This is a genomic window from Panacibacter ginsenosidivorans (assembly GCF_007971225.1).
Classification (GTDB): Bacteria; Bacteroidota; Bacteroidia; order Chitinophagales; family Chitinophagaceae; genus Panacibacter; species Panacibacter ginsenosidivorans.
Genome location: NZ_CP042435.1, coordinates 2,013,713 through 2,040,013 on the forward strand (window position 1 = coordinate 2,013,713; position 26,301 = coordinate 2,040,013).

Sequence of the window (26,301 nt, forward strand, 5' to 3'; positions counted from 1 at the left end):
GGTTTAATGTGTACAGCTTAAGTTGTGAATTTTTTTTGAATCCGGCTAAAGTTTTACATGGCATCGTTCCTTGCGTCGCACATTTATACGCTTTATTCATTAATAAACTTACTAAAGCTTCACCTTGTCAACCTATCAACACTTCAACTAAAATAACTTCACCGAATATTTTAATTTATAGACAACAGTACTGATATTTGCAGATGAATGACTGTTAGTATGGATCTATCCTTCGACAACACTGAGACCGCCTTTGCTTATAAAAGCGATAAAGAATTAAAAAGTGGACGCTGGCTGCTCAAAACCATGCATTACCCATGGTTTGTGGCTGTTGGTTCCCGCCTTACCCCTTTTCTCATGAAAACAGGGTTGCCTGTTCATGGCATCATCCGAAAAACTATTTTCAAACAATTTGTTGGCGGCGAAACACTCGAAGATACCAAGCATGTTTGCAAATTACTGGCAGATCATAATGTGCAGGTAATACTTGATTATGGTGTGGAAGGAAAAGAGAGTGAAGAAAATTTTGATCATGCAACAGAAGAATTTATAAACGTAATTAACTATGCTGCATCTCAGGAAAAAATCCCATTCATCAGTGTAAAAGTTACTGCCATTGCCCGTTTCGGCTTATTACAAACATTGGATGAAGCACCCCGCTTACGCAGTGGCATACATGATCATGAAGAAGAAACAGCAGAAAAAGACAGGGTATACGACCGTATGTATCGTATATGTGAAGCGGCTGCTGAAAAAGGAATTGGCGTATTGGTAGATGCAGAAGAAAGCTGGATACAGGATCCGGTAGACAGACTGGTAATAGATATGATGTCGATCTTCAACAAAGAAAAACCGATCGTATATAACACCATTCAACTCTATCGGCACGACAGGTTGCAGTTTCTAAAGATGAGCCATCGTATTGCCAAACAAAAACAGTTTAAGATGGCAGTTAAACTGGTGCGCGGCGCTTACATGGAAAAAGAAAGAAGCCGCGCAGAAGATAGAAGCTATCCCTCTCCTATTCAACCCGATAAAAAGAGCACTGATAGAGATTATAATGAGGCTGTTCGTTATTGCATAGATAATATTCAGGATATTGCTGTTATTGTGGCATCTCATAATGAAGAGAGTAACTTACTAGCTGCACGCTTGCTGCATGAAAAAGGTCTTTCACATAATAATCCTAATGTTCATTTCTCCCAACTCTATGGAATGAGTGACAATGTTACTTTTAATCTTGCAAAAGCAGGTTACTCTGTGAGTAAATATTTACCCTTTGGGCCGATACGCGAAGTGATTCCTTACCTCATGCGCCGTGCCCAGGAAAATACCAGCGTAAGCGGTCAGACTGGTCGTGAACTTTCTCTCATTAATAAAGAACTCGAAAGAAGAAAAGCCGGATAATGTTATGATTCCAGCTTTGGTTTTTTATGGCGTCGCCTGTTGTGTCACTCACTTGTACTTCCTGTTAACTATTGTGCAAAATGTCCGCTATAAATTGCAAACCCGCAAATGTTGGTAAGCTTATTATCAGAAATAATTTCTTCCCGGCTACAATTTCAAATTACAATTTAATAGTCTTAACTGTTTAACAGCTAATGATTTCAAAAAGTTAAATAGCTTTTGCAAACGCAGCAAATACTTTGCAACTAATAGTCCTCTTTAGTAACGGCATGCTTTTTGAAAATTTGTACTTGATAAATCTGAAAGATTAATTACTCACTGGAAAAGGTATTAAACTTAAAGAATGTTTTTATGTCAATACAAATTATGAGTATGAAGACGGGCAGCATATATACGATCCTGATTGCAATTATTTCACTAGCGTTATTTAATTCCTGTTCGAAGAGTAACAGTTATAATAATATTGTAACTCCACCCAATACTTCAGGTGATGTTATTACCAATCTTTCATATGGATCTAATATAGACTGGAAAGGCCAGACCGAAGATTTAAAACTTGATGTTTACTTACCGCCAAACCGTGTTGCAGGAGCAAAGTATCCTTTGATATTATGGGTGCATGGGGGTGGCTTCTTAGTAGGCGATAAAGAATCTGCCAAAACATTTTCATCAGATATGGCAGCAAGAGGTTTTGTAACAGCCCCTATTGACTATAGGCTAGGCTGGACAAAAAGCGAAACCAATACATGCGATGGCGATTCAGTGCAAGCTAAGGAAGCGTTTTATCGTGCACAGCAAGATGCAAGGGCAGCTCTTCGCTATCTCGTTGCTAATGCCGATAAATATTCAATTGACACAAACTGGATCTTTATTGGTGGCGCAAGTGCTGGTGGCGTAACCTCTTTAAACCTCCCTTATTTTACACAAGAAGTTGCAGACTCTTATTTGGGTACTGCACTAACTTCTAAATTAGGGCCGCTTAATGCAGACAACTCACTCACAAATTCATTTACTATAAAAGGGATAATGTCAATGTGGGGTGCAGTTGGTGATCTTGGTATTATTACAAGACAAAATGCGGTTCCCACCATTTTCTTTCATGGAACAGCCGATGCAGTGGTACCATTTGATATTGATCATTTCTATCTGTGCGATAGTTATCCATTGGCTTATGGCACCAAACCGGTTTACGATTTACTAACCAGTTTTGGAACACCCGCAGTTGCGCACGTAGAACCTGGTGGTGGCCATGGGGTATTTACTGATGATTTTCGTGCAGATAACAGTGCCTGCTTTCTTAACAGCCTGATGGCCGATGGCAAAGAACCGGAAAGAGGTTATTATATAGGCGATAATGCGTCAAGCTGTCGTTAAAAAAATGTTGCTTATTATCAACCGGCATTAGTTAACGATGCCGGTTTTTATTTTTTGTGGTCATAGTTTCTTTTATCCATTAAGCTTTTGTTGCGTCGCACTCTTGTACTGAAGATAGGCTATCAGCTGTTGGCTGTTAGCTAATGGATAACAGCTCAATAAAGAAATGAAAGTATAAGTGAGTGACACAACAGGCGATGCTATGAAACACAGCAGTTTGCCCCCAAATCTTCAGTAAAAAACTACAAACCATAAACTACGATCTGTATTCTATCTTTGCGGCATGAAAGAAGTGCAGAACATAAGGCATTTAAGCCTTGGTGAATTGGAGAATTATTTTGAAGAAATGGGCGAAAAAAAATTTCGTACCAAACAGGTGTATGAATGGCTGTGGCAAAAACATGCACATAGTTTTGCTGACATGACCAATCTTAGCAAAGAGCTGCGTACAAAACTTGGTGAACAATTTTCTTTACCTGCATTAAAAATAGATGCGACACAATACAGTGCAGACGGCACTGTAAAGAGCCGCTTTAAAACATATGATGGCCACCTTGTAGAAGGTGTTTTAATACCAACAGACGAAAGAAAAACGGCTTGTGTTTCTTCTCAGATCGGGTGCAGCTTAAGTTGCAAGTTTTGTGCTACCGGTTATATGGATCGCAAAAGAAATTTATCGTTCGATGAAATATATGATCAGGTTGTTTTAATAAATCAGCAGAGCGAAAGAGTATACGATAAAAAATTATCCAACATTGTTTTCATGGGAATGGGTGAACCATTGCTTAATTACAATAATGTAATGAAGGCCATTGAACGTATTTCTGCGGAAGATGGTTTATTTATGAGCCCAAAACGCATCACTGTGTCTACGGCGGGTGTTGCAAAACAAATAAAAAAACTGGGCGATGATAATGTGCGTTTTAAACTCGCTTTATCATTGCACGCTGCTAATGATACGAAGCGTAACGAAATAATGCCGATCAATGAGACTAATAACATCAAAGCATTAATTGATGCGCTGAACTATTTTTACAAGCAGACCAAGAATGAAATAACTTTTGAATATATTCTTTTCCAGAATTTCAACGACAGTCAGAAAGATGCGGAGGAACTTATTAAAATCTACAGGCAGGTTCCTGCAGATCTCATCAACATTATTGAATACAATCCTATTGATGCATTCAGGTTCTCAAAACCGGATGAGGATACTATACAGAACTTTATGAATTACCTGGAAGCAAACCGTGTAAATGCAAGGCTAAGAAGAAGCCGCGGTAAAGATATTGATGCTGCATGCGGGCAGCTTGCAAATAAAGACAGGGATTAGAATTTACACATCACTTATTACTGTTGCAAAACAGCAAAACAACATAACATGGCAAAAAACGCATTTGAAAAGTTTATTAACCAGGCACCAAAAGGCGCTAAGAAAAAAGAAGCTCTGCGCCAGGAAAAAAGAAAGATCAAACAGGAATTAAAAAAGAAAGGTGAAGAAGAAAGAAGATTAAATGCAGAAAAATATCGACTGGTAACAAATAGAGACGTAAGAAACAAAGTACAAAATTCAGGTGAAAAAGATTTTGGAAAAAAGAATATCGAATTAAACAAGTCGAAAAAAATTGAAGAAACAAAACCATCTTCATTTAATGAAAAACGACAAACAGCAAACGCTAAACCAGCTCCACGTTACAAACAAGGCAAGCCTGTAAAACAAACTTACCAGCAGATAACGCAAAAACAGCAAACCGAAAAAGAAAGCAGCGAAGAACAGATGCCACTGAATAAATTCATTGCTCATGCGGGTGTCTGCGGTCGCCGCGAAGCTGCGCAATTTGTGAAAGAAGGCAAAGTGCAAGTGAATGGTGCTATTGTTTTTGAACCTGGCTATAAAGTATCAAAGAACGATGCAATATTGTTTAAAGGCAAAGCTTTGTTCCTACAGAAAAATCTGGTGTACATTCTTGTAAATAAACCCAAAGATTATATAACCACTGCAAAAGATCCCGAAGGCAGAAAAACAATTCTCGATCTTTTAAAAGGCGCTACGCAGGAACGTATTTATCCTGTGGGCCGTTTGGATAGAAATACTACCGGCGTTTTACTCATGACCAATGATGGTGAGCTTGCACAAAAACTTACACACCCTTCTTACGAAATAAAAAAGATATACGAAGTAAGGCTTGATAAGCCTGTCGCAAAAAAAGATATGGAAGCCATACTTGCAGGCATTACACTTGAAGATGGTTTTATAAATGCAGATGCAATTTCTTATGCAGACTCCAAAGATAAAAGCGTTGTAGGCATTGAGATACACAGCGGCCGCAACCGCATTGTCCGCCGCGTATTCGAACATCTTGGTTACGATGTAAAAAATCTTGACCGCGTTATGTTCGCTAATCTTACCAAGAAAAATGTTGATCGTGGCAAGTGGCGTTTTCTCAATGACAAAGAAGTACGTTTATTGAAATACATGAACCAATCTTTTGTAAGAGCTAAAAAAGAAAAGTGATTTTTTTGAGCCATGCTGATGTAGTTCTATTTAACATCGTTGCGTCGCACACTTGTACAGTTTAATCTTTATTGAGCAACTCAAGTTCCATCATGAGCAAGCATAACAAACCAATAATAATTTTCGAGAACGAATATTTTGTAGCCATTAATAAACCAGGCGGTTTATTAAGTGTTCCTGATCGAATGCAGTCTGAACCTTCTTTAAAAGACATGCTCTTAGCACAATATGGCAACATTTATACAGTGCATCGCTTGGACAAAGGCACCAGCGGTGTTATTGTTTTTGCAAAAGATGAAGTTACTCACAAACAACTTTCCCAATTATTTGAAAGCCGTGAAGTAGAAAAATATTATGTAGGTCTTGTGCATGGCCAAATGATGAATGAAAGCGGCAGTGTTGATGCACCAATGATGGAGCATCCCGGCAAGAATGGCAAAATGGTTACTAATCAAAAAGGAAAGCCTGCCCTTACAGATTACGAGGTGCTGGAAAGTTTTAAACTATTTTCCTGGTTAAAGTTTCGCATACATACGGGTCGTACACACCAGATCCGTGTACACATGCAGCACATAGGTCACAGCATTGTATGTGACGAATTATATGGAAGCGCTGATCCTATTTTACTCTCTGCACTAAAACGAAAATTTCATTTATCGACAAAAGACGAAAGCGAAAGACCATTGCTTTCACGTTTAGCGCTCCACTCCTCTTTGCTCAAGTTTACTTTGAATGGGAATCATTATGAATTTGAAGCTGAACTCCCCAAAGATCTGAAAGCGGTTTTACAGCAATTAAGAAAAATTCAAAAGTAAACCCCCCGCTTTTGGAATTATTCTAAATCAGATAATTTATTATTTTATAAACTAATAAGTGTATTAATAACACTTATTTAAAATATTCCCTGTTTTGGTTAATATCAAGGCAGTAAAAACCGCGCCGGAAGGGTAATATTGCAAGGTCGGAAGATTAGGATTTAAAGAATTATATATAAAGATTTTGCCTCACGGGCAATTTATGGTTGACGGAGGTAATGTCTATTACCTCCCTTTTATTTCAACCTCACTGAATAACTGGTTTTATTCCCGCTGCATTTATTTTTTCACAGATAAATTTCCCGATAGCCTTTCCTTCAACCTGCCCGCTTTCAATGGCATCCCTGAAATGAATACCACCGTACAATCTTGAAATAGCAGCTTCCGCTGCAGCCTTCCTGAATGAACTAAATGTTCTTGGCTTTAACTCAAACATTTCTTCTGAGTTGTCTGTAAAAGAAAAATTATCACCCAGTAAATATGTAAGCACTTCTGCTGATGCTGTTGAAACAACGCTATGCCCGCTTGTATATTCAGGAAATGGAGGAGTTTGTAAAAGTGGTTGCCATTTTAGATCTATGTATCTGTTAATATATGTCTCAGGTCTTATTCTATTACTTCTATATTTCTCGTCCCAGCAACTGATAAATGCATCCATTAATGTTACTGCTTCTATGGCATGTATCTGAATAGTTTTATCGAAATCAAGTTTTGCCTTTTTTGCTGCTATTGCAGTTATGTTCATCCAATGCCCTCCCGGACTGATTTTTTTAAATCCAATCATCATGTGCCCCTCGCTTGCAACAGCAAAAGGATTACAATCCCAAAAGCCTGCAACATTCAATTGCTCCTGTGATGGATTTTTTGATACATCATACACTTCTCTGGCTAATGCATAAAACTTAGTACCACTGTCTTTACTGAACTTTTCAGGCGGTGCAGGAACAAACTGGTTGCAACTATCAATAACAAGCGTTTTAACGGTTTTCCAGTTTGGCTCCACTGCTTCCATGTAAGAGGGTGGCGTTGGGAACCAATAGCCATCGCCTTTCAAAGGCGTGTAACGTAATCTTGTACTTAACTTTCCATAATCATCTTGTTTCGACCATGCAGCGATCTGCGCTGCCACAGATTTTGCCACTGCAACAGAACTGTCAATAACACTCTGCTTTATTTTATGCTTTTGCAATAATTCAATAAATGTCTTTTCATTTTCTTCCAGCATGTAACCGGAAGGCAATAATAATCTTCCGCTTTCATATACACAATACAATGCGGCAATATGGTAATCATATGAAGTCTTTGGCGTAGTAATTACTACTGGCGTATACCTCTTAATAAATGATGAAGGCGCTACAATTGCGTTATTATTTTGTGATACAATATCGTAAGCACCCAATGTGCAATATGCATAATAACGGCTTGCGGCAGGCGGATTTACCACGTCATGCAGCATTACCATTGACAAAGAAAAAACAGCGGGCTGCATCAAATCTTCATATGCAATTTTCTTTTGCGCATACAAACTATTTGATGCAAGCAGTAAGATTACAATTAATTGTTTCATTACACGAAATAAAATTTTTTGTTTACAAACTTTTGTGGTTCTGTTAAGCTTTAGTTGTGTCACTCACTTGTACGTTCAGGAAAAACTTCGACAATCGACCATCAGCTGTCGACAGATCTTATACAGTACAAGAGTGCGACGCAACGGCTGATGCCATAAGAAACAAAGGACTGGTTCATAAAAATTTTATTGCATCTTATAAAACTGCATTGGCCCATCAGCAACGCCGATCAATAAATATTTTTCATTGTTTACAGTAATAACTTCTGCAGATTTTACATCGCCTTTTACTGAAAGACCTGATTGCGTTTGCGCCACATAGGCAAAGTTGCCTCTGCCATCACCTTTCAGCAAGCACCCATAATTGGCATCAATTGCGCCGATCTTCAACCGATTATCAGAACGATTGCCAAGCAACAGCAGATCCTGCTTTCCATCTTTATCAAAATCATTAACAATGACCTTTGTTACCACCGAAAACTGTGCCTCTAACGGTAACATTATCTTTTCAAACTTACCATTGCGGTTGAGATAACAGACCGTGTTACATTCAGTGGCCGTAAGCTTTCCGGCCTTTGCCATATCGTCGGCACTAAAAATATCTTTCATCGTTGCAGTAGAATAATCTTTATACGATGTAAATTTTTTTCGCATGGGGTAGATCTGTTCATTCAATTCATCGCGGCTAACAAAAGGATAACTTGTTCCCTCCACATAACAATTCAAAAAAGGGTCGATAGAACCGTTGCCATCAAAATCTGCAAAGTATAATTCAGCAGGTTCCTTCTCTGAAAAATGTATTTGTGTGTTACGACCTACATTGCCTGCAATAATATCCTGCCTGCCATCACCATCAACATCTGCAATGTTTAAAGAGAACCATAAACCATTATCAGGCTTGGTGAAGTATTCATTTGTTTTATCAACAAAACCATTTGTTGTATTAATGAAAACACTTACCGGCATAAATTCGCCGCAAAGCACCAAGTCTTTTGTTCCATCATTATTAAGATCAGCCCACTGTGCATCAGTAACCATTCCTATATCACTAAACGAAGTATTTACAATGGTGAATTTTCCTTTACCATCGTTGCTTAATAGATAACTCACCGGCGTCATTGGATAACGACCAGGCACCACACGACCGCCAACAAAAAAATCTATATCGCCGTCATTATCATAATCGCAGGCACGCACACAACTTTTTGAACTGGCGCTTACATCAGGCAATGCATCTGTTGACAATACAAAATTCCCTTTCCCATCATTCATGTATAATTCATCCTGCAGCGCCGCAGTATTTGGCTGAAATAAAGAGTAACCCCCTTTGGCAACATAAAGATCAACAAATCCATCATTGTTTACATCTGCAAATGTTGCTGCGCTTGTAGCACTAATATTTTCATCGCCGATATTCAATCCTTTAACAGCAGTGAAGTTTCCATCTTTTTGTTGCAGATAAAGTGCGCCGGGTTTATTTCTGTCACCACTTATAAAAACATCCTCAAGTCCATCTTTATTTACATCTGCCTGCGCAGTTACAGGGCCTGTCTTTGAATACATGAACATCATTAATTGCTGTCTCTTGAAATCATTTTCATCAAAAGATTCATTCTTGTAGTTAATGATATTTTTTGTTTTTGAAAATATAGTTGCAGCTACTGCGTTTGAATTTATAGATGGTTTTGTATCCTTATACTCAATAGCTATTTTTTGATTAGCAGTAACATTGGTAAGCAGTTGCGCTGTATTATCAGGCCAAATAATTTTTACAGAATCAATTTTTGGATTATCACCCAAACCAAAATGTTGAATGGTTGACATGCAGGATAAATAACCACGATTAGGATTTACTTCTTCATACTGCGTCGTACCATTACTGTACACATAAATTTTAGAACCAACAGCATTTATATTAGCTCCTTTATATTTTAATTTCACAGAGAGATAAGCAGCTTTTTTTTGGTCTTCCTCCATGTTTTGATATACCGCAGCATTACTGTTTATATGATTCACTACCAGGTCAAGATCACCATCATTATCAAGATCTGCATATACTGCACCACTTGAAATACCAGACTCTGTCATGCCCCAATCATTTTTCATATTTGAAAAAGTAAGATCATGATTATTTTTAAAAATATAATTATACAAAGTTGTGGAAGGCATCGCTGTTACCAGATCCATCATCTTTGAAGGCTCCCGATCCATTGCCTTTTTTATTTTATAATCGCCCCAGTAACGCAGAAAATCTTTGTTGGTATAATCGCGTAAATATCCATTTGTGATAAACAAATCTTTATAACCATCATTGTCAAAATCTGCGAATAACGGGCTCCAGCTCCAGTCTGTATTAGAAACACCGGATGCCTGTGCAATCTCACTAAATGTGCCATCACCATTATTCAGGTGCAGCATGTTGCGCATATATTGCTTATACAATTCCTGCGACTGCATCAATTGAAATGATTCATAATTCTCCTGCAACTGTAATAATTTTTGTCGCCGGTTATCTTCGGGTAACATATCCAATGTCATGATATCAGGCAACGCATCATTATTGAAATCAACAATATCTACACCCATAGAAAATTGGGAAAGATGCGTTAAACATTGCTGCGATTCTTCTTTAAAAGTTCCATCATGATTATTGATGTACAGGTAATCAGGTTCGTTGTAATCGTTGGAAACGTAAATATCCTGCCAGCCATCTTTATTTACATCAGCAACGGCGATGCCGAGGCCAAACGTAAGTGGGTTGCGTCTTATACCGCACTTGCCGGAAACATCTGCAAAATGATTATTTTGATTTTCGTATAATTTATTACCCGACAAAGAATCAACATCATTGCGATAGCGGGCAAGCTCCATGTTATCTATTTTCTTAGTGCTGTGGTTCAGTAAGAACATATCAAGATCACCATCATTATCATAGTCGAAGAATGCAGCCTGCGTGCTGTAACTTTTATCATCAAGACCAAACTGCTTTGCTTCCTCAGAAAATTTTAAATTTCCTTTATTAATGAATAATTGATTCCGTCTTTGATCATCACTTACTTTACCCGAATAACAAACATAAATATCCAGCAAACCATCACCATTTACATCTGCCATTGTAACACCGGTTTTCCATGCGTTGTTTCTTCCTTCCACACCGGCTTCTTTTGTAATGTCTTTAAACTTCATTCCGCCAAGGTTGAGGAAAAGTTTATTTGGTTTCATGTTGGCAGTAAAAAAAATATCTTCAAGGCCATCACCGTTTATATCGCCAACAGCAACGCCTGCACCATTGTAGAAATATTCATACGCCAGTACATTAAGGTTTTCTGTTTCACTTATTTCGTTTACAAATTTTACGTTTGTTTCTTTGGGAGATAATAATTGAAACAATGTTTGCTGTGCTTTTGAAACAGCACAAACAAAAACCATTACTAAAAACAGGCACACTTTATACAAACACTTCATGAGGCTTAAAATTATACTTTAAGTAAAGCATTTTATGATGTTTGCAAGTTAGCTGATAAATGATATACAGTACAAGTGAGTGACACAACAGGCGATGCCCAAAGTAAAAAAAGCTGGTAACAAAATCTTAAAAATTATTTTGATACAAGCTGCAACAAGCATGGCATCTTCGTTGCGTCGCATTTCGTTCATCTTTAGTATAAATATTTAGCATTAAAAAAAGAGACAAGGTTGAAAACAACCCTGTCTCATGTCCATGCTAAGGAAACACTGCTTGTGAAACGATATTATTTATCCCACCAAACCCTTGATGTAAAAGTATCTCCACCTGCTAAATTGGCCACGGCAGCAGCATAGTTTGCGCCATTGGTAGAAGGTTCAGATACGTTATAAGGAATTCTTCTTGGTATGGTACCATTTGAGAAACCATTTGGATATACTACCGGTGTAAGAACAGGGTATCCTGATCTTCTCCAGTTGCACCATGTTTCAATAAAGTTGAACAATGTGCCTGTAGCAACCCAATATTGTGTGTTGATCTGCTCTAATGCAGTTTCTGTTGTACCACTTAGCGGATTTGCAGCAATAAAAGCAGGAACAGCAGCAACAGCAGCAGCAATTGCAGCATCGCCTGCAGCAGCGCTATTGAATTGAGCAAGAGAAGCAATGGCAGCAGTAACACCATTTTGGTAATGCTCTGCAGCAGTTGTGCTGCCTACATTCCAGCCCCTTACTTTAGCTTCTGCAAGTAACAATTCAGTTTCTGCATAAGTGAGTATAAAGTTTGCACCACTTCTGTCGAGATAGATGGATGTGGTAGGACGGGAATATTTACCATCAGGTGCAATATCATCTCCGCTACCAGTGCTGCCGGGATAACCAGCATAGCTTCTGATGTCAGTAGCACCGCCATTTAGATCATAACCATTGGGTAATCCAATCTGAATTCCCGGAGTTCTGTCGCCTGCAAGATCCTGATTAGAATTATTCGCAAGACCAGCCTGCGCTACTTCAGTAACTACACCTACACGTGGATCTTCAGTTTCGTTAAGATAGTCAATGAAAGTCTTGCTCCAACGAACTTCCCTGTAATCATCCGGTACCCGTAAAGCGCCTGTTGTGTTGTTTCCATAACCAGTGCTATTGTCACATTTAACTTTAGCATTGTCATCTATACTTGTAAAAGTACCACCTGCAGCAGCTTTCTCTGCCCATGACTGTGCAGTAGCAGGGTCAACTTTAGTAAGACGCATAGCTAATTTCAGCATTAATGAATAACCGAATTTTTTCCATTTGGTTATATCGCCGCCATAAATAACATCTGCAGAAGGCACGTCTTTACTTGCATCAAGACCATTGATGGCAGTTTCCAGTTCACTTAGCATTGAATTATAAATGTCCTGCTGCGCATCATATTTTGGTGCACTGATTCCTTCTTTTCCTCTTAATGCTTCGGAATAAGGAACATCACCATAACAATCTGTAACCTTTGATAAGCAAACTATTTTTACAATAGTACCTATGTTATAAAGATTTGTATAGTTCTCTTTGTCTCTTGTAAGGTTCTGCATTTCAAAAGCAAGACTTGCAGCACGATATTGTTCGCTCCATGTTCTTCCTTTATAGGCATCAAAACTTCCTGAAGCAACATACTTATCGCCATTTCCATAGTAAGAAAAAGTAGAAGCTAATACCTGAGGCCACATGCTTTGGAATAACAGTTGCGTATAGCCTGACTGAGATGCCTCATATTCAGACTGCGACAACAGATAATTGGGATTGAAAACATCGGCACTCGTCTGGTTAGGGTCTGTATTGATCTCTGCAAACTCCTTTGTACACGCAGACTGGAATAATGCCGAACCTAAAAATATATATATCAGTACTTTTTTCATTTCAACTGTTTTTAGAATTTAACATTTAGATTCAAGCCGAATGTTCTTGTAGACGGAAGGCTATTACCTTCAATACCTGCATAATTAACCTGGGAAGAGAACCCAGCTTCGGGATCGATATTGTCTGTGTTCTTCATTAATGTTAACAGGTTACGTGCAACAAATGAAAGTGTAATAGATTTGAAAGGAAGTCTTCCAAGCATCTTTTTATCAAATGTGTAACCAAGTGTAACCTGGCGAAGTTTGATGAAATCACCATCCAGTACATTCAATGCAGAAATTCTACGGGCTAAGTTCTGGTAATAAGTTTGGGCATCTACATTAATAGTGTTCTTAGAACCGTCTTCAAGGACGCCATCAGCAACTACACCAGTTTCTCTTCCATCCAATGTCATCTTGTTCAAACCCCGGAAAATAGTATAATAGTTAGTTGCAGATAATACTTTATTACCAAACTTGTAGTCAATCAAAAATGCAAAGCTGAAAGACTTATAAGAGAATTCGTTGTTGAGGCCACCGTATACATTTGGCAATACACTTCCCATTGGTGTTAGAGCACCCCTGATAGGAACCCCGGTAGCATCAATTATTATATTACCGCTTGCATCTCTCAGATAATCGTAAGCCATAACCTGAGGACCTGCCAAACCTTTAACCAGTGCTGTATTAGCATTCAACGGACGGTAAGTGCCAAGACCTTTAGATTCATTTGCATTACCAGACCCATCAATTTCAACTATTTTGTTTTTAACAGTTGTAAAATTGAAAGAAACATTCCAGTTAAATTCTTTTTGACGTATTGGATTGCCTGTTATCAATAATTCCAACCCTGAATTTTGAGTAGAACCTGTTCCTAAATACTGATTACTGTAACCTGTGGATTCAGACAAAGAACCATTTGTAATTTCGTTTGCTGTTTTTCTGTTGTAATAAGCGATATCAAAACCCAGCCTGCTGTTAAGTAATTTCAATTCTAAGCCGGTTTCATATTCTGTTAAAGTAAATGGCTTAAGGAAGAGATTTGGAAGCTGACTGCTAAAAGAACCTGTGGTCATTCCATTAATAGTGGATCCTACACTATAGTATTGTGAAGTTTTATAAGCTTCGCCAGGATCACCACTGGTTTGAGCATAAGATACTCTTAATTTACCATAATTGAGATTAGGAATATGTACTAACTCAGAGAAAACAAAACTTCCTGATACTGAAGGTGTGAAAATACTGTTGTTATTGGCCGGCAACGTAGAGAAAGCATCATACCTTCCTGTTGTTGACAAAGTAAGGAAATTTTTATAGGAGAAATCAACAGTATAATATGCTGAATGCACTTCCTGTTGCTGGAATCCGTAGTTTCTTCCAAAAGAGCTTACGTTGTATGGGCTGTAGAAGAATGGTATCACAAAAGGGCCGCCATTTATACCAATCGATTCGCTTTTATTTTCTCTCAGGTTTGCACCAACAGATACATCAGCCGCGATGTCTTTCGTAATGTTCTTTTTCGCACCAACAAGTACATCTGCGTTCATTTCTGTAGTCTGACCTGTTGAAAGATTATTCAACCCACCTAAGTTACCACCGGAATAAGCAGTACCAGTAGGTGTTACAGAAAAGTATCTGTCATTTAAAAGGTCATATCCTAAACGGGCTTGTGCATATAACCAATCTGTAAAGTTATAACGTGCACTAATTGAAGATATCAAACGCTTTCTGTCTACGTTATTAATGTACCTGTTTACAACAAACCAGGGGTTGGTAACGTAAATATCATCGTTGTATTGAATCTCGGCTCCGACCGGAGAATTTACATCATACCCTGGCTGTAAAGCTACCTGATTAACACTGGTTGCAAGGAAATTGATGTTATTGGCATTAAGTGGTCCATCACTTAACTGAGGGCGATTCTTAGAAGATTCATCTATGTAATTTGCAGTTACGTTTACACTAAGCTTATCAAAAAATTTCTGATTGAGGCTTAGATTAATGGTATTCCTTTTTACACCACTATTTCTAAGAATTGACTGATTATCCATATTTGACAATGAGAGTCGGTATGTACCATTATCTCCGCCACCGGAAAATGAGAAAGTATTAGTAAATGTCGGTGCAGTTCTATAAAAATTCTTCATGTTATCAGTAACCGCAGAGTAAGGATATTCTTTCCCATCAAATTGTATAACCTGGGAACCATCAAGCTTTGCACCCCAGCTAAGCATACCTGAGTTCAAGGCATCAGTTACATTAGCAGGTTTTGAGCCATGCTGCCCCTGTCCGTATACATACTGATAATCAGTATTATTAACGGCGTTGTCAATAGTATAGTTGCCATTATATTCAACAGACATAGTTCCTTTTTTACCACTTTTTGTAGTAATAAGGATAACTCCGTTTGCTGCTCGTGTGCCATATAAAGCGGATGCAGAAGCGCCTTTCAATACTGTCATACTCTCTATGTCATCAGGGTTAAGGTTACCAATACCATCACCCTGATCTGCGCCACCCCATTCGCCGGAACTTCCTCTTTGGGTATTATCCATGGGAACACCATTAATAACAAATAAAGGACCAGATGCATTCCCCGAGGTTAAGCCTCTAAGCAAAATACGGGCAGAAGAACCGGGTCCGCCGCTTGTACCGCTTACATTTAAACCGGCAACACGGCCGGTAAGTGAATAAGCCACATTTGTTTCCCTGGCTTTGTTCAAAAGGTCTCCGTTTACAGAAGTCACTGCATAACCCAGTTTACGTGAGTCTTTGGTAATACCCAATGCTGTTACAACCACAGCATTCAGTTCATTCTGAGACTCTGTCAAGGTAACACTGATAGAGGCCTGGTTATTCACAGCTACTTCCTGTTGTGCGTAGCCAACACCGCTAAATACCAATGTTCCATTTGAAGGAGCATTAATGCTAAAAGAGCCATCAGTTTTGGTTATAGTCCCTTTACTGGTGCCTTTCACTAGTACATTAATACCTTCAATACCTTTCCCGGCACTATTAGTGACCGTACCGGAAACTGTAACATTCTGGGCTACTGCGAATAGCGTAGCAACCAGAAATGTGAAAAGAAGGGATAATTTTTTCATCGTTTCGTAGCAGTTTTAGTTAAGAAATGGTTTATTAAAAGATTTTAAACAAATCTTTATCAAATTAAAATATTTTTACAATGAGATATTACATTAATAAATAAATTGCTAAATATTTCCCACTAATAGAATATTTTTAACCATTTGCACAAATATCCTGTATGAATTATTCAGTTTTTGGTCATTTGAAAGGCTCTGAATTGTCTGGCATTGCTTTTAAAGAGCATGTTCACAGAAAAAAAATCATTGCGCAATTAAGCGCCTACAATGAGTGTACTATACCTGAATTAGCGGAATTTCTTAACATCAGTATCCCAAAAACCAATGAACTCACTATGGGGCTTGTAGAAGAAGGATTGGTAAGGGAAGCCGGGCAAAAAACAGAGGGCGTAGGGCGTAAAGCAACCTCCTATGCGCTAAATCAAAGTAGTTGCTATTTTCTGGGTGTGGAAATAAAAAAATATAAAATCAATATTGGCATAATGGGCTTTGATAAAACTATTGCTGATTCTATATTAAATATCCCCTTCCCTTTTCTTGACCCGCACGAATCGTTGGATGCCATTATAAAGGAGATCAATAATTTTCTAGACCGTTCTTCGGTACCCAAAGAAAAAATTGTAGGTATGGGATTAAGTATTGCAGGCCGCATAAATGTTAAAAAAGGAGAAGTACTTACTATTTACCACTTTGAAGATGCACCTGTCAAGGCAATACTCGAAGAAGCCACTGAATTGCCGGTATATATTGATAACGACAGTCGCACCATTGCTTACGGAGAATATTATTTTGGCAAGAAAATATACGCAGGGAACGCTATTGTTGTAAATCTTGATTATGGTTTAGGCACTGGTATTTTCATTGATGGCAAACCTGTTTACGGTGCTTCAGGCTACGCAGGTGAGCTTGGACACATACCCTTATTCAATAATGAAAAAATATGCCTTTGTGGTAAAAAAGGGTGTATGCAAACAGAAGCATCAGGCGTAGCACTCATCGAATTTATTAATCAAAAAATGAGTGAAGGCAGCAACAGCCGTTTACGCACTGTATTAAGCAACAAAGGGTTTCTTGAACTGGAAGACGTAGTAGAAGCAGTACGTCTTGGAGATAACCTCGCCATTGAAGGTGTAACTAAAATAGGATATAGCCTCGGCAAAGGGCTGGCTGTAGCCATCAATTTATTTAACCCCAATATTATTGTAATTGGCGGCACACTCTCAGGGTTGGAAGATTCACTGCTTCTACCCGTTGTCCAATCATCTATATTTCAGCATTCTCTCAGCCTGGTAAACACAGATACAGAAATCATTGTTTCCAATATCCATGAAAAAGCAGGTTTGCTGGGATGCTGCCTTTTAGTTAGAGACAAAACATTAGGGCTTGTATAGTTATATTATTTATTAACAACCAACTCATTTTCTTTATACATGAAAGCACTGCAAACTGAAATTTCCAATCTTTTACACAGTTATATAGCTGTGGTAGAACGGAATGAACCTTATTTTAAGTCGCCATATCATTACCACCCGGAGCTTGAACTGGTATATGTAAAAGAAAGCCATGGAAAGCGTATCATTGGCGACAAGCTGGATACATTCACTGATGGAGATATGGTCTTCATGGGTTCAAATCTGCCGCACGTATGGCTCAATGATGAAATATATTACAAAGGGTTTACCTACCTCCATGCACAATCAATCGTGGTATATTTCAATAAAGAAGTCTTCTCCAAAAACTTTTATGAATTAAAAGAAAGCAGCAAGATCAATGATCTTTTTAACCGCGCTTCCCGTGGTATCAGAATTATGGGTGAAACGCAAAAAAAGATCGCTATTAAAATGGAGAAGCTTGTAAAAAAGAAAGACTTCGACAGGATCATTTGCCTTATGGAACTGCTTAACATACTTGCCACTTCAAAAGATATAGAATACATAACCAATGAAGGTTATACGGGCACCACTCTACAGACAAAAACTGATCGTCTCTCTGATGTGTACAAATACATTACCACCAATTATTATAACGATATTTCGCTTGATGAAATATCTAAAATTGCCAACCTCTCACCCACTGCCTTCTGCAGGTTGTTCAAGCAAAGAACCAACCGGCATTTTGTTGAATACCTTAACGAAGTGCGCATTTCTAATGCATGCAAATTTTTGCTCGAAACAAATCTAAATGTATCAGAGATCGCATTTCAATGCGGTTATAAAACATTGTCAAACTTTAATAAGATCTTTAAAAAAACTACAGCGCTTTCCCCTAAAGAATACAGGCAAAAAACAGAGATAGTATAAATACATTTTTGTATCTGGCTATAATACTGCTGTTAAGCCTTTGTTGCGTCGCACTCTTGTGCAATTTGTTATATATTCAGCAATGCAAAATTCAAAAATAATGCATGCTCAAAAAAATTAATAACAATTGCATACAGCTTCTTATGCATCGTATGTGCTATATAAAGTTTCTGCAAACAAAATAAAAAAGAAACAATAAAATTTCATGCATTAGTACTTGCTGAAAATGGAGATCCTCATATAGTTTTTACAAAAGCTGTAAACCCCGATCCGATAAACTTGCCGAACGCAGTACAGAAAGCATAAACGTGTAATAAGGCGGCCAGGATTTCACTCCGCTATTAAATAATATATTCAAGAATAATTTACCCGCAGCCTAATAAATTACTTTTGCGTAAAATAAAATATCAGGCATGGACAAGATAAAAATCTCAACAGCCCAGTTTGAACATAAAAGTGCAGACAAAGCATATAATCTTTCGGTTATTGAAAAGCTTTCTAAAAAAGCAGCGGAAGAAGGTTCAAACATTATTGCGTTCCACGAATGCTCCATTACAGGTTACACATTTGCAATGCATCTTTCAAAAGAACAGATGCTTGATTTGGCTGAACCTATTCCCCATGGTGAAAGTATTACAAAGCTTACTGAAATAGCCCAGAAAAATAACATCGCTATCCTCGCAGGTCTTTTTGAAAAAGATGAAAATGAGAATTTGTTCAAAGCATATGTTTGCGTAGATAAGAATGGGCTGGTTGCAAAATTCAGAAAACTGCATCCTTTCATAAATCCGTATTTAACGCCCGGCGACAGCTATTGCATCTTTGAATTGTTTGGCTGGAAATGCGGCATATTAATTTGCTACGACAATAATATCATTGAAAACGTAAGAGCTACAAAGCTCCTTGGTGCAGACATTATTTTCATGCCACATGTAACAATGTGTACGCCTTCAACAAGGCCGGGCGCTGGATTTGTAGATCCAAAGCTTTGGCAAAACCGCGAAGCAGATCCCACCTCTCTTCGCCTTGAATTTGATGGAATGAAAGGAAGAAAATGGTTAATGAAATGGTTGCCGTCCAGGGCTTATGACAATGGCATCTACGTAGTTTTTTCAAATGCTATTGGCATGGATGATGACCAGTTAAAAAATGGTTGCTCCATGATCATTGATCCGTTTGGAGATATTCTTGCTGAGTGCCGTTCGTTTGAAGATAGCTTTGTCACCACTACCATTACACCCGAAAAACTTACGCAGTCCGGAGGTTATCGTTATATAAAAGCAAGACGTCCGGAACTGTATAAAAACATTATCGGGCAAGATCACATACCCGAGCAAAAAGTTGTTTGGCTTAATACTGATCAAAAAAAGTAATTGCATATTTCCCTTCCATTTTTTTGATGCAAAACATTTTTTATGTTCCCTGCATTTGTGCAAGTATTAAGCTGCCGTTGCGTCGCACTCTTGTGCTGTGGGAATTTTATTCAGCTTCGAGAGAAGCGGAAGAATGGTTGGGTGGATTGTCCTAACGACAATCCAAAATGTATAACAATTAAAAGGCTGGTCTTCTATAACAGGAAAAATATTACATTGCGTATAATAGCCAATTCAGGCGTTGGTAGCAATATTATGACGACCCTAAAATTTATAACGACATTTTTATTAATCGGGCTGTGCTCTTGTGAACAAAAGCAAACAACCAATCAAACAAATCTTGAAGTAGCAAGACTGAGCAGACGAGTAACTCCTTTATTTAGTTATGTTGACAATGTTGATAGTTGTAAAAAAGCACTTTCATTTCTTGACAGTGCTACAGCGATTGACAGCAATTGCTTCCTTTGTCATTACAACAAATTAATGTTTTTGTATGCGCTTAAACAATATGACAGAATTTTTTCGACTATTGATGATTGCATCAGAATAAAGCCTGATGCTCATGACCTTTATTTGGCCGCTGGAATTTTGCATGAAAAAGTTATAAACACAATTTCTTCAAAACCGTACTTTACAAAATCGCTGGCAATATGTAATTCGGCTTTAGATACTATGAAGACAAGCAACAGAGACTATGTAATGCTAACCACTAACAAAGCAATCAACTTAATAATGTTAGGCGACTCTGCGCAAGCAAACGAAATATTAAAACGTTTATACAACATTCAACCTGATGATCCGGAATTCGATAACGGCGAAAAAAAATATACATTATCATTAATGAACAAAAGCAAAGCTCAATTAATTGACACATTATTTAATTTAGAAAAATACACCCGCTGACATTGCACACTCAAACACGCAATTATCAATGGATATTGACTTAAAAAATATCAACCCAAAATTTACAGAACTGTTCAGAGAAACGTTCGCTTTCACCGAAGAAGAATTTGCTTTGTTCTTGTCATGCTTTACTGTTAAAATAATTCCTAAAAAAAAGTACTACTTAAGAGCGGGTGAATGCTGCCGCTCAAAAGCTTATCTCAACAAAGGTTGTGTAAGAAACTTTGTGCTGGACGAAAAAGGACACGAACGGATCTTATTCTTTGCCTTTGAAGATTGGTGGCTCGGTGACTTTGATAGTTATTATTCTGGTAAACCGGCAACAAACTTTGTTCAAATGATGGAAGATTCAGAACTGCTGATAATTTCAAAAGAAAATTTTCAAAAATTGGAATTGGAAATACCAAAACTTAAACAATGGTATACCTTCAAAATGTTGAGATCAGCAAGCGCTGCAAGAAACAGAATTGAAGAAATGAAAACCCTGTCGGCAGAGGAACGATATTTGAATTTATTAGAAAAACAACCTCATATTTGTCAACGTATTCCTCAGCAATACATTGCTTCTTACCTCAACATTGAACCCCAATCGCTCAGCCGCATGAGGAACCGTCTCAAGAATAAACATTGAATTTTCTTTCTCCTTCATTTCTTAACCCGGGTTAATCGTTTTGTATTTTATGCATGGCACCTTTGTATCCATTAACCAATCACTAAAAACAAAAACATGACTTCACTTCAATCAAGGGTTCTAACTCCAAAAGAGGGTTTGAAACTCCAGTCCGGTCCCGGCCGCGATCTTATTTTCAAAGTTACCGGTGAGGATACCAATGGCGCATTCGACTATTTTATTGTAGAAGTAGCACCGTATGGAGGTCCACCATTACATGTGCACCATAAACAGGAGGAAACAATTCAGGTACTCAAAGGCAAGTTTAAAGTTCGGATAGGTGATGAAATTTTTTATCTCAACGAAGGTGACTTTGCCTACCTGCCATCGAAAATTCCTCATGCCTTCCTTAACCTCACTGACCAGGAAGCAGAAATTATTGTTGTGTATACTCCGGGAGGTGGTCACAAATTTTATGAAGAATTAGGCCCACTCACCCGCAATGGTTCACCAGATAAAATGGTGGTTGCCCAGCTCTTTGAAAAATATAACATGACGCTGATCGGACCTCCGCTAAGTAAGGATTGATCTGAAGTTATGAAATGTTTATTTTGTAACCAGGCATTTGTGCAAGTATTAAGCTGCCGTTGCGTCGCACACTTGTGCGGAAGGAAGATGAAGGAACTTTTATTGAAGCGGAAAAATGGTAAAGTGGATTGTTCTAACGATAATACAAAATGTATAACGATTAAAGAGTTGGTTTTTAATACCAGAAAAATATTAGATTGTGTATGATAGCGTCAATACAGACGTTGTGCGAAATACTTTTATGACACTTTGTATAGCATGGACACGGAAAAATAAACGAGCTGAAGAATTAATAATGGCTACCGATAGCAGGCTTCGGTCATTTGGTTCTTGGGACTGTAATCCCAAAATATTTACTTTTTCCAGAACCGACTGTGCTATGTGTTTCGCTGGAGATACGGCTTTTGCATATCCAATGATGATACAGCTTAAGAACACAATTGATGCTAATCCTAAAATTAAAAGTAGACATCAACGACTGGAAGTGTTCAAAGGAATTGTTCTCAATATTCTAAATGAAATGCTTGAATACAAAAGCGATTATGAATTGCCAGCAGTAAGTTTCATATTTGGTGGTTATTGTTGGCATCGACAAGAATTTTTGCTTTGGAATTTAAAGTATCAAAAGGGCATAAAAAAATTCACTCAACATTCTATTGATTTCTGGAAAGGCGTAAAAGGTGAAAGAAAAATAACTTTCATTGGCGACTATATTGCTGACGCTAAAAAAAGATTAATTGAAAAATTAAAAGCAAATGGCAAGTTGCAGAGTGGTGATTTTGAAATGGAGCCATTTGAAGTTCTAAGAGACATGTTAGTTGAAGGACAAAAATCTGCTGATTATTTGGACATCGGAGGTGCGCCACAAATGCTAAAAATTTATAAAAGCTTGAACACACTTCCCATTGCAGTGAAATGGAAATATGATGAAGTAGAAAAGGTCACATTACTAGGTCATCCATTATCAGAAAATGCAAAAGTTTCAAATCCAATACTAGACCCATTCGATTTGAAATTATCAAACACAAACAAATACTATTAATACTTCTTCCAACAAAAATATTCCTGCAAGTGGGTTTGGACGCTGAAACAATCGACAGCAAAACTTTATTCAGTTTTCAGTTCCAAAGCACAAGTGTGCGACGCAACAACCGATGCCATGAAAAATTTCTGTTGGGTTCACAAAAAAAATCCCGCTTCTAAAATGAAACGGGATTGAAAATTTTTAGCTGTTATATTTTATTGCAAGATAATTTTTTCTGTACTGCTGCCTTTATCACTTTGCACTTTCAACAAATACATTCCTTTTGCAAGCGTTGTTACAGGCAAAGGAACCTGCTGACCTGCACCCGCGGTTTTAAGCGTATTCCGATAAAGAATTTTACCGGAAGCATCTGATAAAGTCAACTGCAGGTTTGTAACATCATCCTGTACATACAAGGCTGTGCCTGCATTTGCGGGGTTTGGATAAACCTGCCAATGTACATTGCCATTGAAACTTACACGTATGATTGCAGAGTAATGCGCCTGGCCATTTATATCAACCTGTTTGAGGCGATAGTAATTTATGTTGCCGGCTTTTGCATCTGTAAAATTGTATTGCTTAACTGAAGATGAATTGATGAGCGCATTCAATTTACCGATGGTTGTAAAGTTTGTTCCGTTACTGCTGCGCTGAATTTCAAAATATTGATTGTTGATCTCGTTTGATGTACTCCATTTTAATTGCACCGCTTGTTTACCACTTTTTTCTGCGGTGAAGCTTAACAGGTTTATCGGCAACACAATGTCTTTGCTGGTGAATACATAATAAGCACCCGGCGGCAACGTAACACTTACACTTGTTGAATTAATGGCTGCAACAGAATCATTCAGGTAACTATACCACGTGCCTGTTGACGGGAAAGTAACAGTGGCAGTTGTACTGGTTACGCCAAAGTTTCCATACACAACAACCTTTAATGCATTATCAGAAACGTTGAGCCATTTAATAGCACCGCTAAGATTTGAAGTAATGGCGCCGGTTGTAAATGTTGAAAGATATGCAGGCGTTGTTCTTAGCTTGATAAGATTTGCATACACATTGTATAAAGCTTTTCGGTTTGTATTATTGTAATAATCCCAGCGTATTGGTTTTGGATCGAGCTTTTTATTGCAATCACCACCTTCGCCATTTGTAGATAAATAACACCTTGAATAATCGTACCCAAGTTCGCCAAATTCCCACATCATTTTCGGACCAGGTATCATTGACCAGAAGGCAGCAGCCATACCATTTCTCTTTAATCCGGTTGCTGTATCTTTTACATTGTAAGAACCGTTTACATTGCCGTATTTTTCATTCTTATACATCAGGCGTTCTTCATCATGACTTTCCATGTAGCCGAGAAGATTGGGTTGTGTCCACCCTCTCGAAGCAGCATTATAAATACTGCTGTAAGTAAAATCCCAATCCGTTGCATAACCCATTGTTGCCTGGTTGTAATTATAATTACCATTGCCCCATGGCATCATACCATTGTTTGCCAATTCTTTTTCTTCTGAGTTATCGCAGAAATGTTCCAGTATAAGATAAGCATTTGGCGATGCTGTTTTAATTGTAGTTTGATAGCCTTCTATAATTGCTATACGGCTTGCATCATACGCAGAGAAAGTTGCATCGCTTGCCGAAACTTTTTGTGTAAGGCCTTTTGAGAAATCAAAACGATATCCATCAATTTTATAATTGTTCAGCCAATGTTGTAATACGCGGTTGAAGAAATATTTTGTTGCCGTGCTTTCGTGGTTGAAGTCATTCCCAAACCCAAAAGCAGTTGGTGCAACTGCATTGTACCATGGGTTATCGGCAGCAGGTCTGTTGTTAGCAGCATCCCAGTACATTTGTGCTAAAGGAGATTGATTGAATGTATGGTTTAATACAATATCCATAATAATTGCCATGCCTTGCTTATGACATTCATCAATGAATTGTTTCAATGCTGTTTCTGTTCCATAATATTTATCCGGCGCAAAATAGAAACTGGGATTATACCCCCAGCTGCTGTTGCCTTCAAATTCGTTGAATGGCATTACTTCAATTGCATTTACACCAAGACGTTTTAAATAAGATAAGGTGTCTTTTAAAGTTTGCCAGTTGTGTGCTGCAACAAAATCTCTTACCAATAATTCGTAAATAACAAGATTACTCTTATTAGGCTTTGTAAAGTTGGTAACCTGCCAGTTGTATGCAGGTTTTGCTGTTTGCAAAATACTTACGATGCCTGTTGTTTTACCTGTTGGATATGCTTTTAGATTTGGGTAAGTTGCGGCAGGTATATATTGGTCATTATCGGGATCAAGCACTTTTTCTGCATAAGCATCTGCAACTTTTAAATTGCCGTCAATTAAATATTGGTAAGCATATTCTGTTCCTGCCGTTAAGCCCGATATCCTTATCCAGAAACGTTTTGAGTCTGGTGTAATATTCATTAAACTACTTGCAGTGGCCGACCAGTTATTAAAATCACCAATAGCAAAAACATTCTTTTTGCCGGGCGCATATAACACTAAAACAACTGAAGTGTTTCCTGCTTCATAATTAATTCCATCCTGTGTGCCTGCAGGCAGATCGGCAACAGTATTAGAGGGTGCAACTACAAACTTCACCGTATCACTTTTTGTAGTTGTTCCATTGTTTGATTCTGCAACGATCTGTTGATCGCCTGAAACAGCAATGGTTGTATTCACTGTTAATGATGCTGCAGTAGTGCTGTTCAACAAACTGCCATTGAAATAAATTTTCAATGTACCTGCAGTATTTTGTTTTGCAGTAATGTTTAATGCATCACCTACACTTTTTGATATTGGTTCAATGATCGGAACATACGTTGGCTGTTTAAACGGATCATCAACTCTTGCATACACACCATTATCATAAACGGGTATGTACATATCAGAACCATCTGCATTTGCCTGTTTCTTATTTCCATTGCCGCTTCTGAAAAGAATAGCGATCTTTTGAATGGTCTCTGTACCATCTGTAACATTAAAGAATGTTCTCAAACCTCCGGTAATAGTAAACTTCCATTTGTTGCTGCCCAGATAGGTGCATTGCGCTGCAACAGTTGTCGTGCCCCATGTAAAAGGCACATGCTTCCAGTCACTGGAAGAAGTACTCTTGTTGGTAATTACACCAATATGCACATACACATCAGTTGTAGGTGTGTAATTCAGCAAGCCTTTGTTGCCATAGTTTGCATCCATTGTTATTACAACAGGTGTGGAACTTTCTTTAATAAAATCAGGTGTCCAGGAAAGTAACTGACTCTGAGCAATGAGCGCTATAAATAGAAATAGCAGGAGTAGCATTTTTTTCATACAGCAATTTTTTTTGATTTAGCGAGTGAGCAGGCAAATATATGTGTAAAAAA

The 26,301-nt window shown here is 38.0% G+C and carries 17 protein-coding genes; 12 read left to right on the forward strand and 5 right to left on the reverse strand.

Annotation, left to right across the window (positions count from 1 at the left end; all coding sequences use genetic code 11):
• Positions 1-219 precede the first annotated feature (219 nt).
• The 5 genes from FRZ67_RS08340 (at position 220) to FRZ67_RS08360 (ending at position 6,108) form a co-directional block, all read left to right on the forward strand.
• Positions 220-1,407, forward strand: coding sequence for a proline dehydrogenase family protein (locus tag FRZ67_RS08340; protein WP_147189109.1), 1,188 nt, complete (start codon positions 220-222; stop codon positions 1,405-1,407).
• 351 nt (positions 1,408-1,758) lie between these two features.
• Positions 1,759-2,781, forward strand: a complete 1,023-nt coding sequence (locus tag FRZ67_RS08345; RefSeq protein ID WP_147189110.1) for an alpha/beta hydrolase — start codon at positions 1,759-1,761, stop codon at positions 2,779-2,781.
• Between the two features lie 283 nt (positions 2,782-3,064).
• Positions 3,065-4,111 (forward strand): dual-specificity RNA methyltransferase RlmN, encoded by a 1,047-nt coding sequence (gene rlmN, locus FRZ67_RS08350; protein WP_147189111.1) that lies wholly within the window; start codon positions 3,065-3,067, stop codon positions 4,109-4,111.
• Positions 4,112-4,159: 48 nt separating this feature from the next.
• Positions 4,160-5,293, forward strand: a complete 1,134-nt coding sequence (locus FRZ67_RS08355; RefSeq protein WP_147189112.1) for a pseudouridine synthase — start codon at positions 4,160-4,162, stop codon at positions 5,291-5,293.
• 92 nt (positions 5,294-5,385) lie between these two features.
• Positions 5,386-6,108, forward strand: coding sequence for an RluA family pseudouridine synthase (locus FRZ67_RS08360; RefSeq protein ID WP_147189113.1), 723 nt, complete (start codon positions 5,386-5,388; stop codon positions 6,106-6,108).
• Between the two features lie 247 nt (positions 6,109-6,355).
• Here FRZ67_RS08360 and FRZ67_RS08365 read toward each other — a convergent pair whose 3' ends face one another.
• The 4 genes from FRZ67_RS08365 to FRZ67_RS08380 form a co-directional block, all read right to left on the reverse strand.
• Positions 6,356-7,675 (reverse strand): vanadium-dependent haloperoxidase, encoded by a 1,320-nt coding sequence (locus FRZ67_RS08365; protein ID WP_147189114.1) that lies wholly within the window; start codon positions 7,673-7,675, stop codon positions 6,356-6,358.
• 186 nt (positions 7,676-7,861) lie between these two features.
• Complete coding sequence (locus FRZ67_RS08370; protein WP_147189115.1) at positions 7,862-11,140, reverse strand: VCBS repeat-containing protein; 3,279 nt, start codon at positions 11,138-11,140, stop codon at positions 7,862-7,864.
• A 287-nt stretch (positions 11,141-11,427) separates the two neighbouring features.
• Positions 11,428-13,035: a SusD/RagB family nutrient-binding outer membrane lipoprotein gene (locus FRZ67_RS08375; RefSeq protein ID WP_147189116.1), complete on the reverse strand. Its 1,608-nt coding sequence runs from the start codon at positions 13,033-13,035 to the stop codon at positions 11,428-11,430.
• 11 nt (positions 13,036-13,046) lie between these two features.
• Positions 13,047-16,118 carry a SusC/RagA family TonB-linked outer membrane protein gene (locus FRZ67_RS08380; RefSeq protein ID WP_147189117.1) on the reverse strand — a complete coding sequence of 1,024 codons (3,072 nt, stop codon included), beginning with the start codon at positions 16,116-16,118 and terminating at the stop codon, positions 13,047-13,049.
• 161 nt (positions 16,119-16,279) lie between these two features.
• On the opposite strand from FRZ67_RS08380, the gene FRZ67_RS08385 reads away from it, so the two are divergent.
• The 7 genes from FRZ67_RS08385 to FRZ67_RS08415 all read left to right on the forward strand — a co-directional run bounded on the left by FRZ67_RS08385 (position 16,280) and on the right by FRZ67_RS08415 (position 22,934).
• The gene (locus tag FRZ67_RS08385) at positions 16,280-17,509 is read left to right on the forward strand and encodes an ROK family protein (protein WP_147189118.1); all 1,230 of its coding nucleotides are present in this window, start codon (positions 16,280-16,282) and stop codon (positions 17,507-17,509) included.
• Between the two features lie 39 nt (positions 17,510-17,548).
• On the forward strand, positions 17,549-18,418 hold the full coding sequence (locus FRZ67_RS08390; RefSeq protein ID WP_147189119.1) for an AraC family transcriptional regulator: 870 nt from the start codon (positions 17,549-17,551) through the stop codon (positions 18,416-18,418).
• 413 nt (positions 18,419-18,831) lie between these two features.
• The gene (locus tag FRZ67_RS08395; RefSeq protein ID WP_147189120.1) at positions 18,832-19,791 is read left to right on the forward strand and encodes a nitrilase family protein; all 960 of its coding nucleotides are present in this window, start codon (positions 18,832-18,834) and stop codon (positions 19,789-19,791) included.
• Positions 19,792-19,833: 42 nt separating this feature from the next.
• Complete coding sequence (locus tag FRZ67_RS08400) at positions 19,834-20,694, forward strand: tetratricopeptide repeat protein (RefSeq protein ID WP_147189121.1); 861 nt, start codon at positions 19,834-19,836, stop codon at positions 20,692-20,694.
• A gap of 28 nt (positions 20,695-20,722) precedes the next feature.
• Complete coding sequence (locus tag FRZ67_RS08405; protein ID WP_147189122.1) at positions 20,723-21,325, forward strand: Crp/Fnr family transcriptional regulator; 603 nt, start codon at positions 20,723-20,725, stop codon at positions 21,323-21,325.
• Positions 21,326-21,421: 96 nt separating this feature from the next.
• A complete protein-coding gene (locus tag FRZ67_RS08410; RefSeq protein WP_147189123.1) occupies positions 21,422-21,892 on the forward strand; it encodes a cupin domain-containing protein in 471 nt (156 codons plus the stop codon).
• Between the two features lie 199 nt (positions 21,893-22,091).
• Entirely contained in the window at positions 22,092-22,934 is an 843-nt protein-coding gene (locus FRZ67_RS08415) for a hypothetical protein (protein WP_158638334.1), read from the forward strand.
• 197 nt (positions 22,935-23,131) lie between these two features.
• Here FRZ67_RS08415 and FRZ67_RS08420 read toward each other — a convergent pair whose 3' ends face one another.
• Positions 23,132-26,248 (reverse strand): alpha-amylase family glycosyl hydrolase, encoded by a 3,117-nt coding sequence (locus tag FRZ67_RS08420; protein WP_147189125.1) that lies wholly within the window; start codon positions 26,246-26,248, stop codon positions 23,132-23,134.
• Between the last annotated feature and the right edge of the window lie 53 nt (positions 26,249-26,301).

Coding starts and splice junctions, on each gene's coding strand:
- rlmN (WP_147189111.1), top strand. CDS start 3,065: ATGAAAGAAGTGCAGAACATAAGGCATTTAAGCCTTGGTGAATTGGAG.
- FRZ67_RS08380 (WP_147189117.1), bottom strand. CDS start 16,118: ATGAAAAAATTATCCCTTCTTTTCACATTTCTGGTTGCTACGCTATTC.
- FRZ67_RS08340 (WP_147189109.1), top strand. CDS start 220: ATGGATCTATCCTTCGACAACACTGAGACCGCCTTTGCTTATAAAAGC.
- FRZ67_RS08370 (WP_147189115.1), bottom strand. CDS start 11,140: ATGAAGTGTTTGTATAAAGTGTGCCTGTTTTTAGTAATGGTTTTTGTT.
- FRZ67_RS08355 (WP_147189112.1), top strand. CDS start 4,160: ATGGCAAAAAACGCATTTGAAAAGTTTATTAACCAGGCACCAAAAGGC.
- FRZ67_RS08345 (WP_147189110.1), top strand. CDS start 1,759: ATGTCAATACAAATTATGAGTATGAAGACGGGCAGCATATATACGATC.
- FRZ67_RS08410 (WP_147189123.1), top strand. CDS start 21,422: ATGACTTCACTTCAATCAAGGGTTCTAACTCCAAAAGAGGGTTTGAAA.
- FRZ67_RS08400 (WP_147189121.1), top strand. CDS start 19,834: ATGTTCCCTGCATTTGTGCAAGTATTAAGCTGCCGTTGCGTCGCACTC.
- FRZ67_RS08360 (WP_147189113.1), top strand. CDS start 5,386: ATGAGCAAGCATAACAAACCAATAATAATTTTCGAGAACGAATATTTT.
- FRZ67_RS08405 (WP_147189122.1), top strand. CDS start 20,723: ATGGATATTGACTTAAAAAATATCAACCCAAAATTTACAGAACTGTTC.
- FRZ67_RS08385 (WP_147189118.1), top strand. CDS start 16,280: ATGAATTATTCAGTTTTTGGTCATTTGAAAGGCTCTGAATTGTCTGGC.
- FRZ67_RS08390 (WP_147189119.1), top strand. CDS start 17,549: ATGAAAGCACTGCAAACTGAAATTTCCAATCTTTTACACAGTTATATA.
- FRZ67_RS08395 (WP_147189120.1), top strand. CDS start 18,832: ATGGACAAGATAAAAATCTCAACAGCCCAGTTTGAACATAAAAGTGCA.
- FRZ67_RS08365 (WP_147189114.1), bottom strand. CDS start 7,675: ATGAAACAATTAATTGTAATCTTACTGCTTGCATCAAATAGTTTGTAT.
- FRZ67_RS08420 (WP_147189125.1), bottom strand. CDS start 26,248: ATGAAAAAAATGCTACTCCTGCTATTTCTATTTATAGCGCTCATTGCT.
- FRZ67_RS08375 (WP_147189116.1), bottom strand. CDS start 13,035: ATGAAAAAAGTACTGATATATATATTTTTAGGTTCGGCATTATTCCAG.